This window comes from Paenibacillus tyrphae, assembly GCF_000722545.1.
GTDB lineage: Bacteria > Bacillota > Bacilli > Paenibacillales > NBRC-103111 > Paenibacillus_G > Paenibacillus_G tyrfis.
On the sequence record NZ_JNVM01000036.1, the window covers coordinates 21,593 to 37,177 of the forward strand.

The 15,585-nt window shown below is 61.9% G+C and carries 1 pseudogene; it reads left to right on the forward strand.

What is annotated here, in order from left to right:
* A pseudogene (locus tag ET33_RS40025) lies at nt 1-15,528 on the forward strand (SDR family NAD(P)-dependent oxidoreductase); the annotation flags it as partial.
* Nucleotides 15,529-15,585 lie beyond the last annotated feature (57 nt).

A 15,585-nucleotide genomic window follows, 5' to 3' on the forward strand; every position in this document is an offset into this window, starting at 1 on the left:
ATGGAAGATCAAATTCTAATCGGCAAGGATCATCCGGTCGTCAAGCATCACAAGGCCTACGGTCAAGAGCTGTTTCCGGGATTTGCGTACATCGATCTGCTCTATCAGCTGTTTCGAGAGCGGGGCTATGATTTCGCACGGCTGGATCTTCTCAATCTTTCCATTTATAACCCACTGGTCGTGGGGCAGGATCTGAACGTCCTGCTCCGCGTTCAGTGCGACGAGACGGAAGCCGGCCGCTGGCAGATTCGCGTGGAAGGGCAGGAGCAGCGCAAGGGGGTCTTGTCCCCGGAGCGCAAGTTGCACATCACGGCGGAGATGCATCTGTGCGATCCGCTGACGTTCGACGAGGTTCTTGATATCAGCCGGATTAAGCAGACGGCCGCGCGCTCGGTATCGCTTGATTCGTTTTATGCGCAGTGCCGCCACCAAGAGCTCGTGCATACTGGGTTCATGCTGGCGGACGGCGTGGTCTATGAGGGCGAGAACGGGGCGTCTTACATCGAGATCGCGCTGGGGGACGAGGCGCGCCGCAGTGCGGAGGGCTTCATGTTCCACCCGACGCTGATCGATGGCAGCGGCGTTGGCACCGGTGTCTTGTTCGACAACACGAACGAGGAGGAGCAGCGGCTGTTCCTGCCGCTCTTTTATGAAAAATTCCGCGCCGCCGCTCTGCTCGGAACGGAGTGCTGGACTCGCATCGCCAAGCCGGTTGAGCGGAAGAAAGAGCTCAATTTTCTGACGATGGAGTTTTTTGACACGAACGGAAAGAAGATCGCGGAGCTGCTCAATTACAAGGGCAAGCTGGTGCGCGGGGCAGGGCTGATCAATCCGGCCCGCAAGGCGGAGGCCGCTGTGCAAGAAAAGCCGAAGCCAAAACCACAGCCCCGACCTTCCGCACCGGTCGCACCTCCTGCGTATGCGTCGGGAGGCGGTTCGGCGGTCGAGGAGGCGTCCGCATTCCTGCGCCGGTTGATCGCCGAAAAGCTGGGCAAACCGGAAGATCAAGTGGCGACAGATGTCGGGTACTACGAGATCGGCCTCGACTCGTCGATGCTGCTGGAAGTCGTGACGGCGATCGGCAGCAAGCTCGAAACGCAGCTCATGCCGACGCTGTTGTTCGAGTACACGACGATCACGGAGCTGGCCGAGTACCTCGCTGAGCATCATGCGGATCGTTTCGGCGGCGGTGCAAGCGGAGCGAATCAGGCAGAGGCAGAGTGGAGCGAGCCGGCGGACGAGCTGTACGAAGCTGAGCGCGAACTCCCGGAGACCGGCAGCTATGGCGTGCCGGATGCGGGAGAGGACATCGCGATCATCGGGATGTCCGGCAAGTATCCGCAATCGCGCGACCTTCACGAGTTCTGGGAGAATCTTCTGGCTGGCAAAGACTGCATCACGGAGGTTCCGAAGTCGCGCTGGGAGTGGGAGCGGCTGGAGGGCGTCAAGTCTCCGTCCGGCAAGCCGATGTCGCGGTGGGGCGGTTTTATCCATGATCCGGACCGCTTCGACCCGCAATTCTTCCGCATCTCGCCACGGGAGGCGGAGACGATCGACCCGCAGGAGCGCTTGTTCCTGGAGACCTGCTGGGAAGCGGTGGAAGACGCCGGCTACACCCCGAAGACGGTGGTGACGCCAAAAGGGCCGAACAAGCGCCGCAACGTCGGCGTGTTCGTCGGGGTGATGCACAAGGACTACACGCTGATTCAAGCCGAAGCGGTGCGCGACGGACGGCCGCAGCCTTTGTCGCTCAGCTATGCGTCGATCGCGAACCGTGTGTCGTATTTTTGCAATTTTCACGGACCGAGCATGGCGATCGACACCGTCTGCTCGTCTTCGCTGATCGCCGTGCATCTGGCGCTGGAGAGCATCAAGCGCGGCGAGTGTGAAGTGGCGCTGGCCGGCGGGGTGAACCTGTCGCTGCATCCGAACAAGTACATGACGTATGGCATGATGGACATGCATTCCAGCGACGGGTACTGCCACACGTTCGGCAAGGGCGGCGACGGGTATGTGTCGGGCGAAGGCATCGGCGCGGTGCTGCTCAAGCCGCTGAGCAAGGCGATTGCGGACAACGACCACATCTATGCGGTGGTCAAAGGAAGCACGACCAACCACGTGGGCGCGGTGAGCGGGATCACCGTCCCGAGCCCGGTGGCCCAAGCGGACATGATTCAGGCATGTTTGGAAAAAACGGGTGTCGATCCGCGCACGATCTCGTATATGGAAGCGCACGGCACCGGGACGTCGCTCGGCGACCCGATCGAGATCCAAGGGCTGGTCAAGGCGTTCCGACACTTCACGCCGGACAAGCAATACTGCTCGATCGGTTCGGTCAAGTCCAACATCGGCCACGGCGAATCGGCGGCCGGCATCAGCGGTCTACACAAAGTCGCCCTGCAGCTTCATCACAAAAAGCTCGTGCCGTCGCTGCATTCGGTGGAGCTCAACCCGTATATCGAACTGGAAAATTCGCCTTTTTACGTCCAGCACAAGACGGAAGAGTGGCAGCGTCCGACGCTCATCGAAAACGGTGAGCGGGTCGAATACCCGCGCCGTGCCGGGCTGAGCTCGTTCGGGGCGTACGGCTCGAACGCGTACGTGATCTTGGAGGAATACATCCCGCCGCAAGCGGTGACGAGCACGGAAGGGCAGGGTGCCGCGCTGGTTCCTCTGTCCGCGAAGAACAAAGAGCGCCTGGTCGCCTATGCGGGCCGCTTGCTGGCGGCTCTGAACAAGAACGAGGAGGCGCAGCGTCAGAATCCGGTGCGGGTGGCTGTGCAAGCTGTGAAGCCTGTACAAGCGCAAGGGATGGAACTGCGTTTGGAAGCGGTGATGCGGGAGATGCTCGCGGAGCTGATCCACGTGAAGGCAGACGCGTTGGAAGCGGATGTCGAGTGGAGCGAATATGGCATCGAACCGATTCACCTCGCCCAGCTGAGCGAGCGTCTGCAAGCGGAATTCCAACTGGAGGTCGATCCTAAAGAACTGCTGGAGCAAGAGTCGATCGCGGCGGCGGTGGCCCACGTGGCAGGGCTTGAGGGAGCGGTGCGGGAAACGGCGGCGGCCGGCCTGCATCTAGAGTCTGTCACCCCGGCTGCGGAGGCTCTTCAACGCCTCAACCTGATCGACCTCGCGTACACTCTGCAAGTCGGTCGGGAGGCGATGGAGGAGCGCGTGGCCTTTGTCGTCCGCGACCTCTCGGAGCTGAAGCAAGAGCTCGAAGCGTATCTGGCAGACCCGGACGGGCAGGCGGGCGTGCATCGCGGCTCCGTCAAGCAGAACAAAGAGACGGTTGCGCTCTTCAGCGCAGACGAAGACTCGCGGGAACTCCTGAACCGATGGATCGCCAAAGGCAAGCATGACAAGCTGGCAGACCTCTGGGTCAAAGGCGTGGAGATCGACTGGAATCGCCTCTACCGTCAAGGGCGTCCGCAGCGCATCAGCCTGCCGACCTACCCGTTTGCCAAGGAGCGCTATTGGGTTCCCAAGGCTGCAAACAGAGCGACGGCACAGGTCGCGGCCGAAACGGCGGGCGTGCAGAGCGTGCTTCATCCGCTGCTGCATCAGAACACGTCCGATTTTGCCGAACAGCGTTTCTCGTCGACCTTTACCGGCGAGGAGTTCTTCCTGAACGATCATCGGGTGCAAGGCAATCGCGTCCTGCCGGGCGTGGCTTATCTGGAGATGGCGCGGGCCGCAGTCGAGCATGCAGCCGGCGGGCTGGTCGAAGGGCCGAGCGAGGTGCAACTGCAGAATGTCGCATGGGTTCGCCCGATCACGGTAGGAGAGCAGCCTGTGCAGGTGCACATCGGACTGTTCCCGGAAGAGAACGGCGAGGTCGCGTATGAGATCTACACCGTGGGGCAGGACTCCGAGCCGGTGGTGCATGGCGAAGGCCGCGCGCTGCTCGCTTCTGTTGCGGCTCCTCCGACGGTCGATTTTGCCTCGTTCCAGAAGCAAGCGTCCTCGCAGGTGCTGACTTCGGCAGCCTGCTATGAAGCCTTCTCGTCGATGGGCATCGAGTACGGGGAAGGTCATCGCGGCATTCAAGAGCTCTACGTCGGCGCAGGTCTCGTGCTGGCTCGACTGTCTCTGCCGTCCGCGCTGTCAGCATCCGCCAGCCGGTATGTTCTGCATCCGAGCCTGATGGATTCTGCGCTGCAGGCGTCGGTCGGCTTCCTGCTTGGCGCGCGCGGAGACCTCTCGCCGAACCCGATTTTGCCGTTCGTGCTGCAAAAGCTGGAGGTCTACCAAGCCTGCACCTCTGAGATGTGGGCGGTGCTCCGCCACAGCGAAGGCAGCCAAGCAGGCGGCGCGGTGGAAAAGCTCGACATCGATCTGTGCGACGAGGCAGGCCGCGTTTCGGTTCGAATCAAAGGTTTCACGTACCGTGCGCTAGATGCGAAAACGCCGTCCGGGCAGGAGGGCAAAAACGACCCGCTGGTCGGCAACTTGACCTTGGCACCGGTATGGGATGTCGTCACGCCGGAACGCGTGCCGTCTTTCCCGGCTTCTGCCGATCGCGTGCTGGTGGTCGGAGGCACTTCGGAGCAGCAGCGTTCCGTGCGCTTGCACCTTTCGAACGTGCTGTCGCTCGACCTGCAGCCGAGCGATTCCATCGCAGAGATCGGGGACAAGCTGCAGCGCCTGGGCAGCTTCGACCACATTTTCTGGATCGCTCCGGAGCGCGCTCTCTCCTCGGTGACGAACGAGGCGCTGGTCCGCGAGCAGGAAGAAGGCGTGCTGCTGCTCTTCCGCACGGTCAAAGCTCTTTTGCAAGCGGGATACGAATCCCGTCCGCTGGGCTGGACGGTACTCACGACGCAGGCCCAACCGTTGCACGCGCAGGAGCAGGTCAACCCGACCCACGCCAGCTTGCACGGATTGGTCGGCTCTCTGGCGAAGGAGTACCCGCGCTGGAAAATCCGCCTGGTCGATCTCGAAGCGGGCGCCTGGCCGCTGGTTGACTTGCTGCAGCTCCCGACGGATCGCCGTGGTCGCTCTTGGGTCTATCGAGGCGGCGAATGGCACCGCCAACAGCTCGTCTTGCTCCAAGCGGCGCCGGCTGACGGCACGCTGTACCGACAGGGCGGCGTGTATGTGGTGATCGGTGGGGCCGGACGGATCGGAGAAGCATGGACCGAGTACATGATCCGCCGCTACGAGGCGCAGGTCGTCTGGATCGGTCGCCGTCAACCGGATGCCTCCATTCGAGCCAAGCTCGAAGCCCTCGGACGGCATGGCAAGGCTCCGCACTATGTGGCCGCCGATGCGACCGATGCCGCGTCGCTCCAGCGGGCGCGTGACGAGATCAAGCAGCGGTATGGCCGAATTGACGGGATCATCCACTCGGCGATGGTGTTGCAGGACGCAGGACTGGATCGCATGGAGGAGGCGCAATTCCGCACCGGATTCTCGGCGAAGGCGGACGTCTCTTTGCGCGTGGCCCAGGTGTTCCGCGACGAGCCGCTTGATTTTGTCCTGTTCTTCTCTTCGATCATCTCGTTCATCAAAAATGCGAACCAGAGCCACTATGCGGCTGGTTGCACGTTCATGGATGCTTTTGCCCATCAGATGGCGCGCGAGATGTCTTGCCGCGTGAAGGTGATGAACTGGGGCTACTGGAACGCCGAGGAGATCGTGCATTCCAAAGAAGGGGAGCTGTTGTCGCAGGTCGGCATCGGATTTGTCGAGCCGAAGGAAGCGATGGAAGCTCTGGAGACGCTGCTGACGCGCCCGATCGTCCAATTCGGGCTGATGAAAACCACCAAGGCCGTGCAGGTCGAAGGGGTGAACGCGACCGAAACGATGCAGATCGGGACGGACGTTCTGCCTGCGCTTGCAGAGTCGCTGCAAAAGCGCCTGCCGGATCAGAACGGTCGCGTGGCGCGCATGAAGGCGGACGAGAGCTTGGACAAGACGGACATGGAGGAGTTACTGGTTCGTCTGCTCGGCGCGCAGCTGCAAGCGCCGCAATTGCAGGACGGAAATGCGGTGCGCGGATTTTACCGCAAATGGCTGGCGGAGAGCGTCGCCGTTCTGGAGCGCGACCATGCGCTCAAGTTCGATACGCCGGCACAGGTGCTCTGGCAGGAATGGGAAGCGAACAAGCCGCACTGGCTCACCAACCCGAACCTGAAAGCCCAGGTGCAGCTCATTGAGGCCACCTTGCGCGCCTTGCCGGATATCCTGACCGGCCGCGTGCCGGCGACGGAGATCATGTTCCCCAACTCCTCGATGGCGCTGGTGGAGGGGATCTACAAGAACAACCAGATCTCCGACTACTTCAACGAGGTGCTCGCCGACACGGTGGTGACCTATCTGCAGGAACGGATGGCGGACGATCCGGCCGTCTCCCTGCGCATTCTGGAGATCGGCGCCGGCACGGGAGGCACGAGCGCGATGGTCTTCCGCAAGCTGCGGCCGTATCAGGATCGCATTGTGGAGTACTGCTACACCGACATCTCGCGTGCGTTTCTACTGCATGCAGAGCGTGAGTACGGGGCTGACAATCCGTATCTCGCACCGAAGATCTTCAACGTCGAAGCACCGCTCGCCGGACAGGACATTGAAGCGGGGGCCTACGACCTTGTCATCGCGACCAACGTCCTGCATGCGACCAAGAACATCCGGCAGACGATTCGCAACGCCAAAGCCGTGCTTCGACCGAACGGCCTCTTTTTGCTGAACGAGATCTCGCAAAATGCGCTGTTCACGCATCTGACGTTCGGCCTGCTCGAAGGCTGGTGGCTCTACGAAGATGCAGAGTTGCGCATTCCGGGCAACCCGGGCCTGTTCCCGGAGGTCTGGGGCAAGGTGCTGGCGAGCGAAGGCTTCTCCGGCGTGTTCCATCCGGCAGAGCAGGCGCATGAGTTCGGCCAGCAGGTTGTCGTCGCCATGAGCGACGGCGTCGTTCGCCAGAAGCAGGCGGCGAAGAAAAGCAAGCCGGTGGCCAAGCAGGCGACCAAGCCACAAGCAGCAAAACCGCAAGCGGTATCGATCAAGCCGGCCCCTGTGCAGGCGACGGTCGCCGCGCTTTCTCCTGAATCTCTGCGCGAGAAGAGCGTGACGTATCTGAAAGAGCTCGTCAGCGACACGCTGAAGATTCCGGTGCACAAGATCGACGAGACGGAAGCGTTGGAGGAGTACGGCATCGACTCGATCCTCGTCGTGCAGCTGACCAATGCTCTGCGCGAGGTGTTCGGGGAGATCAGCAGCACCTTGTTCTTTGAATATCAGACGCTCGGCGAGCTGGCCGACTATTTTGTCAAGGCGCACAAGGACGCTTTGCAAAAGGCGATCGGCTTCGAGCCGGAACCGGTGAGAGCAGAACCGATTGCGGTTGTGCAGCCGGCATCCGTCGCGCCTGTCGCGCAGGCTCCTGTTACGAAGGCTCCTGTTACGAAAGAACGCCTGCGTGAAAACGTCATCGCCTACCTTCAAAATGTGGTCGGTGACACGCTGAAAATTCCGAGTGACCAGATCGACCCGTCCGAATCGCTGGAGGAGTATGGCATCGATTCGATCCTCGTCGTCCAGCTGACCAATGCGTTGCGCGAAGGGATCGGGGAGGATCTCAACAGCACGCTGTTCTTTGAATACCAGACCCTAGACTCGCTGGCCGATCATCTGGTCGACAGGCAGCGCGAGGCGCTTGTCGCAAAGCTCGGGCTGGCCGGGCAGACGGAGGTGCAGCAGATGCCGCGCACGGAGGCTTCCGTGCCTGCACAGGCGGCGCAAACACGCACGAACCTGACCTTCCGCACGTCCTCCAAGCGCTATCTGCAGCGGCAAGAAGAGGCACCTGTCGCCCGCGAAGTGAGAGCTGAAGAGCCGCCGATGCGCCTGCAGGACATCGCGATCGTCGGGCTGGCCGGGCGCTACCCAGGCGCTGACGATGTGAACAGCTTCTGGAACAATCTGAAGCAGGGCCGCAGCAGCGTGGGCGAGATTCCGCAAGAACGCTGGAACTGGCAGGACTATTTTGACCCGGAAAAAGGAAAAGCGGGGACGATGTACACCCGATGGGGAGCGTTCCTGAAGGACATCGACAAGTTCGATCCTTTGTTCTTCCAGATCTCCCCTGCCGAAGCGGAGAAGATGGACCCGCAGGAGCGGTTGTTCCTGGAGACGGTATACGCGAGCATCGAAGATGCGGGGTACACGCCGGGCACTCTCGCGGAGAGTGGCAAGGTCGGGGTGTTCGCCGGGATCATGAACGCTTTTTACCCGACGGGTGCGAACTTCTGGTCGCTGGCGAACCGCGTCTCGTATCTCTTTAACTTCCAAGGGCCGAGCATCAATGTGGACACGGCTTGCTCGTCCTCTTTGACGGCGATTCATCTCGCCTTGGAGAGCTTGTACAGCGGCACGAGCGATTGTGCGATCGCAGGCGGTGTCAACCTGATCTCTGATCCGGCGCACTATCTGCGGCTCTCGGCGATGACCATGCTCTCGGCGACCGATGCGTGCAAGGCGTTCGGCGATGGGGCCGACGGCTTTGTCGACGGAGAGGGCGTCGGGGCGATCCTCCTGAAGCCGCTGCACAAGGCGATCGCCGACGGCGACCACATCTATGGCGTCATCAAGGGCAGTATGGTGAACGCGGGCGGCAAAACCAACGGCTACACGGTGCCGAACCCGAACGCGCAGTCTCGCGTCATCGCAGACGCTCTGCAGCGGGCGGGCGTTCACCCGCGGACGGTCTCGTATCTCGAAGCGCATGGAACCGGCACGTCGCTGGGCGACCCGATCGAGATCACCGGCCTGACCAAAGCATTTGAAAAAGGCACGGAGGACAAGCAGTTCTGCGCGATCGGCTCGGCCAAGTCGAACATCGGCCATTGCGAGAGCGCTTCAGGCATCGCGGGCGTGACCAAAGTGTTGCTGCAGATGATGCATGGACAGATCGCGCCGACCCTGCACGCCAAGACGCTGAACCCGAACATCAACTTCGGCAAGACGCCGTTTGTCGTGCAGCAGGAACTGGGAGAGTGGCCGCGTCCGGTTCTGGAACTGGATGGGGTTCGTCGAGAATATCCGCGCATCGCAGGGATCTCGTCGTTCGGCGCCGGCGGTTCGAACGCGCATCTGGTGATCGAGGAATATATCCCGAGCGGAGCACGCCAGACCAAAGGCACCGCGCCGGAGCAGCCGGTGATCGTCGTGCTGTCGGCGAAGAATGAGGAGCGCCTGCAGGAAAAGAGCCGCCAACTGCTCGCCTTCGTGGCGGAAGGACGCATCACGGATGCCGATCTGGTGGACGCGGCCTACACGTTGCAGGTGGGACGCGAAAAGATGGAAGAGCGGATGGCCCTCGTGGTCCGATCCTTGCAAGAGCTGACAGACCGTTTGGAAGCGTACGTGCAAGGGCAGGAAAACATCGCCGGGCTGTACCGTGGTCAGGTCAGACGCAGCAAGGACAAGCCGAGCCTTGGTCACCTCGCATCCGAGGCAAGCGATTGGATGCAGAATCGTCAGCACGACAAGCTCGCCGAATTCTGGGTCCTTGGTGGCAGCATTGACTGGAACGAGCTGTATCAAACCCTACCGCAGCGCATCTACCTGCCCACCTATCCGTTCGCCAAAGAGCGTTACTGGATGTCCAAGGAGGAGGGGACGGCAGGCAGCGGACGCCGTTCGTCGCACGCGATGAACACGGCGCTTCACCCGCTGCTTCACCGCAACACGTCCGACCTGACCGAGCAGCGATTTACCTCGACCTTCACAGGGGAGGAGTTCTTCTTGGCCGACCATGTTGTGCAAGGCCAGCGCATGCTGCCGGGCGTGGCGTATCTGGAGATGGCGCGCGAAGCTGTCGAACTGGCGGCCGCTTCTCTGAAAGATGGAAGAGACGGCCTGCGCCTGAAGCATGTCATCTGGGCAAGCCCGCTCCTCCTCGGGGAGCAGCCGCTGGATGTGCATCTGAGCCTGTTCCCGGAAGCGGATGGCGAGATCGGGTTTGAGGTCTATCGCGAGGAGGAGGCAGGTCAGGAGCCGGTCATTCACTCGCAAGGGCGTGTGGTCTGGAAGTCGTTTGAAGCCATGCCAAGCCTTGACCTCAAGACTTTGCAGTCTCAGTGCTCCCTGAAGACGCTCGATGCCTCCGCGTTCTACTCGATGTTTGAGTCGCTTGGCATCGACCACGGGCCGGCACATCGCGGCGTCGAGCGCGTGCATCTGGGCACGGATCGAGCGCTCGCCCGCCTTGTGCTGCCGGCTTCCGTTGAGCAGGAAAGCTCGTTTGTGCTGCATCCGAGCCTGATGGATTCGGCCTTGCAGGTCACGCTGGCCCTGCTGTCCGACGGTGCCGACATCAAGCGTCCGGCTCTGCCGTTCGCGTTGGAGGAAGTGGACATCCTCGGTTCGTGCACGGACGAGATGTGGGTGCTCGTGCGCCGCAGCGCTGGCAGCCGTCCGGGGGACAAGGTGCAGAAGTTCGACCTTGACCTCTGCGCCGCAGAAGGCGATGTCCGCGTTCGCATCAAGGGCTATTCCGCACGACAACTGGACGATGGGCGCGGCCGGGAAGGAACGCTGATGCTGCTCCCGAGCTGGACGGAGCAACCGGTCGGCGAGCCGGCACAACAGCCGAGCTACAGCCAGCGCTTGGTGCTCCTCTGCGACATGGAGGCAGACGTGCACGACGCTCGCTGCATAACTTTGCGCTCGGAGACATCCGATCCGGCAGCGCGTTATGAAGCGCACGCGACCCAAGCGTTCCGAGAGATCAAAGCTCTGCTCCAACAGAAGCCCAAAGGCCAAGTGCTTGTGCAGATCGCAGTCGGCACCGAGCCGGAGCATCGCTTGAGCGCAGGACTCTCCGCTCTGCTGCGAACGGCGTCGCAAGAGAATCCGAACCTGATCGGGCAACTGATCGAACTGGAGCGCACGTCCGACGCGACGGAAGTGGCCGCTCGCCTGCAAGAGAATCTCGCCCGCTTGGAAGACCGTCACGTTCGCTACCAAGATGGCAAGCGCTGGGTGGCAGGCTGGAGCGAAGCGGAGGTCTCCCGGCAGGAGGTGCACATCCCGTGGAAAGATGGCGGGACGTACCTGATCACGGGCGGCGCAGGCGGTCTCGGCCTGATCGTGGCTCGGGAGATCGTGCAGCAAGTCAGCGGCACGACCTTGTATCTCACCGGCCGCTCTGCTCTTGGAGCGGCACAGCAGACCGCGATGCAGGAGCTGCAAGCGACAGGTGCTCGCATCGAGTACAAGCGTGTGGATGTGACCGACAGAGCACAGGTCGCGCGCCTGTTTGACGCCATCCGCGCCGACTCCGGCAAGCTGGACGGCCTCGTCCACAGCGCCGGCGTGATCCGCGACAACTTCATGCTGAAGAAAACGGAAGCGGAACTGGCCGAGGTGCTGGCTCCCAAAGTGGCGGGTCTGGTGAATCTGGATCAAGCGAGCGGCGACATGCCTCTCGACTTCTTCGTCACCTTCTCGTCGATCGCCGGTGTGCTCGGCAATCCGGGCCAAGCAGACTACAGCATGGCCAATGCCTTCTTGGATGCATATGCCCAGTATCGCAACGGGCAGGTGGCAGCCAAGCAGCGCCAAGGTCGCACGCTGTCGATCAACTGGCCGCTCTGGCAGGACGGCGGCATGCGCTTGGATGCCGAGACGGAGCGAACCTTGCAAGAGCAGCTAGGCATGACCGCGATGCCGACCTTGAGCGGCGTACAGGCGCTGTATCAGAGCCTCGCGGTGGAACAGGATCAGGTTGTCGTGTTTCACGGCGACATGAGACAGCTGCGGGCTTCCCTGTTGGAGCAGCCGCAAGAGACGGCAGTTCCGACTGCATCGGCTTCTGTGCTGAGCACGTCTTCGGTGTCGGAAGAGATCCTGCGGGACAAGTCGATTCTCTTTTTCAAAAAATTGCTATCGACCGTCCTGAAGATGCCGACGGCCCGCATCGAAGCGGATGCGCCACTGGAGGACTATGGCATCGATTCGATCATGGTCATGCAGATGACCAACCAGCTGGAAAAAACGTTCGGTTCGCTGCCGAAGACCTTGTTCTTCGAATATCAGAACATCGAAGACCTGACCGGGTACTTCATCGACTCCTATCCGGAGCCGATGAAAAAGCTGCTCGGGGTCGAGGTGCCGACAGATCAGCCAGCTCCGGCAGCCGCTGAGCCGGTCGCCGCAGCCGAGCCGATCGCAGAGCGGGAAGCGCCCGTGCTCAGCAAGCGAGGGAGAGGCCGTTTCGTACAAGCTCCTTCGAAGGTGCGTGCAAACGTGCCGACCGTTGAAGCAACTTCTGATGCAAAACCGCTGGATATCGCGATCATCGGCGTATCCGGCCGCTACCCGGAGGCGCAGAACCTGCGCGAGTTTTGGAAAAACCTGCGCGACGGTCGGGACTCGATCACGGAGATTCCGGCTGACCGCTGGGATCACAGCCCGTTTTACGACGCCGACAAGCGCAAACCGGGCAAAACGAACAGCAAGTGGGGTGGCTTCCTCCAAGATGTGGACAAGTTCGATCCGCTGTTCTTCAACATCTCCCCTCGCGATGCGGAGTTCATGGACCCGCAAGAGCGGCTGTTCCTGCAGACCGTCTATGAAGCGATGGAAGATGCGGGCTACACCCGCGATGCGCTCGCCAAGCACCGCGCCTATGGGCTCGACGGCAATGTCGGGGTGTTCGTCGGCGTGATGTATGAAGAGTATCAGCTGTACGGGGCGCAGCAGACGCTGCTCGGCAAGCCGATGGCGCTGGCCGGCAACCCGTCTTCGATCGCCAATCGCGTGTCCTATTTCCTGAACCTGCACGGGCCGAGCCTGGCGGTCGACACGATGTGCTCTTCGTCCTTGACCGCGATTCATCTGGCTTGCCAGAGCTTGCTGCATGGCGGGTGCGAGGTGGCGATTGCCGGCGGCGTCAACGTGTCGGTGCACCCGAACAAGTACCTGCTGCTCGGGCAGAACAACTTCGCGTCGAGCAAAGGGCGCTGCGAGAGCTTTGGCGAAGGCGGCGACGGATATGTGCCGGGCGAAGGCGTGGGCGCTGTGCTGCTCAAGCCGCTGGCCAAAGCGCTGGAAGACGGAGACCAGATCTACGGCGTGCTGAAAGCGACCGCCATCAACCACGGCGGCAAGACCAACGGCTATACGGTCCCGAACCCGAACGCGCAGGCGAGCGTGGTCGGCCGCGCCTTTAAAGAGGCCGGCATCGATCCGGGCACGCTCTCCTATGTGGAAGCGCACGGCACCGGAACGTCGCTGGGCGACCCGATTGAGATCGCCGGTCTCACCAAGGTCTTCCAAGAATCGCGTGTCGGCGGGCAGAAGTATGCGATCGGTTCGGTCAAATCGAACATCGGGCACTCGGAGAGCGCCGCGGGCATCGCCGGTCTGACGAAGGTGCTGCTGCAAATGAAACATCGTCAGCTCGTGCCTTCTCTGCATTCAGCCGTGCTCAACCCGCACATCGACTTTGACCGCACGCCGTTCGTCGTCCAGCAGGAGCTGGCGGAATGGAAGCGGCCGGTGATCGACGGGCGGGAAGTGCCGAGGAGGGCAACTGTAAGCAGCTTTGGCGCGGGTGGCTCCAATGCCTGCCTCTTGCTGGAGGAATACGTTCCCGAAGCGGAGGTTCGCGTGCAGCGGAAGGTCACCGCAGAGAACCCGGCGGTCGTTGTGCTGTCGGCCAAAGAAGAGCCGCGCCTGATCGAGCAGGCAAGGCATCTCCTGACCGTTTTGCAAGAGGAAGCGTTCACCGAAGCCGACCTCGTCGATCTCGCCTACACCTTGCAGGTCGGACGAGAAGCGATGGAGGAGCGGTTGGCCCTGACGGCTTCGAGCGTCGGGGAGTTGGTGGAAAAGCTGGCGGGCTTCCTGAATGGGGAGGACGGCATCGACGGCTTGTACCGTGGTCAGCTCAAAGGCAACAAAGAGACCCTGTCCTTGTTTGCGGCCGATGAAGACTTGCAGGCGGCGATCGAGGCGTGGGTGAGCAAGCGCAAATATGCGAAGCTGCTCGACCTGTGGGTCAAAGGATTGGCGTTTGACTGGAGCCGGCTCTACGAAGGAAACAGACCGCGACGCATCTCCCTGCCGACCTACCCGTTCGCCAAGCAGCGCTGCTGGGTGGAGCCGCTGATGGAGAATCCGGGAGTGGCTTCCTTTGCACCGCAGACTTCAAGCGCAGAAGCGAACCTTCTGCACGATGAGCAAGGCGAGGTTGTGAGTCTGGTTCCTGTCTGGGATGCGGTTCCCTTGGAGCGAGGCCCCTTGCACCCATCCCCGCTCGATCAGATCGCCATCGTAGGCGGCACGCCGGAGCAGCAGCAAGCGATCCGGCAGTATCTGCCGAACGCGCGCGAACTTGACATCAAGCCGGGAGAGAGCGTGGAGGCCATCGCCAGCAAGCTGCAGGCGCGCGGTGCGCTCGATCACATTTTCTGGATCGCGCCCGACCGTTCTTCTGACGGGCTGGAGCTGGAGGCGGTGATCGCCGGGCAGCACGAAGGGGTTCTGCTCGCCTTCCGCCTGATCAAAGCGGTGCTCGATCTCGGGTACGGAGCTCGAAGCCTTGGCTGGACGGTGCTGACGACGCAGACGCAGGCTCTGCACCGCGAAGAGGCGGTCAACCCGGTTCACGCCGGTTTGCATGGCCTGATCGGTTCGATGGCCAAGGAGTATCCGAACTGGAACATTCGCCTGGTCGATCTGGACGCAGAGGAGGCATGGCCGCTGCCCGACCTGTTCACGATCCCGGCAGACCCGCAAGGGGATGCATGGGTCTATCGAGGACGGCAATGGCATCGCCAGCAACTGGCGGAGCTGAGTTGCCCACAGCCGGATCAGACGATCTACAAGCCGGGCGGCGTATACGTGGTGATCGGCGGGGCCGGCGGCATCGGCGAAGTCTGGAGCGAGTACATGATCCGTACTTACGCGGCGCAGATCGTCTGGATCGGCCGCCGTTCGCAGGATGCCGCGATTGAAGCCAAGCGGATCGCCCTGTCCAAACTGGGGCCTGCACCGCACTACATCGCGGCGGATGCGACGGATCGACAGTCGCTGGAGCGCGCCTATGAGGAGATCAAGGCTCGCTACGTACAGGTCGACGGGATCGTACACTCCGCGATCGTGCTGGCGGACAGCAGCCTGGCCAACATGGAGGAGGGGCAGTTCCGCGCCTCGCTCGCAGCCAAGGTGGATGTCAGCGTCCGCATGGCGCAGGTGTTTGGCGAAGAACCGCTCGACTTCGTGATGATCTTCTCCTCGGTGAACGCGTTTCTCAAAGCGGCAGGCCAGAGCAACTATGTGGCCGGCTGCACCTTTACCGACGCGTTTGCGCACCGGCTCGCACAGGAATGGCCTTGTGCCGTGAAAGTGATGAACTGGGGCTACTGGGGCTCGGTCGGGGTCGTCGCATCTCCGGCCTATCAGGAACGCATGACCCAGGCGGGGATCGGCTCGATCGAGCCGCCTGAGGGCATGCAGGCGCTAGAGGCGCTGCTGGAAGGTCCGATGGATCAGATGGCACTGATGAAGATTTTGAACTAGATGAAAAGCGCTCCTCTTCCTGTCCGGGAAGGGGGGCGCTTTTTTTTATGCAAA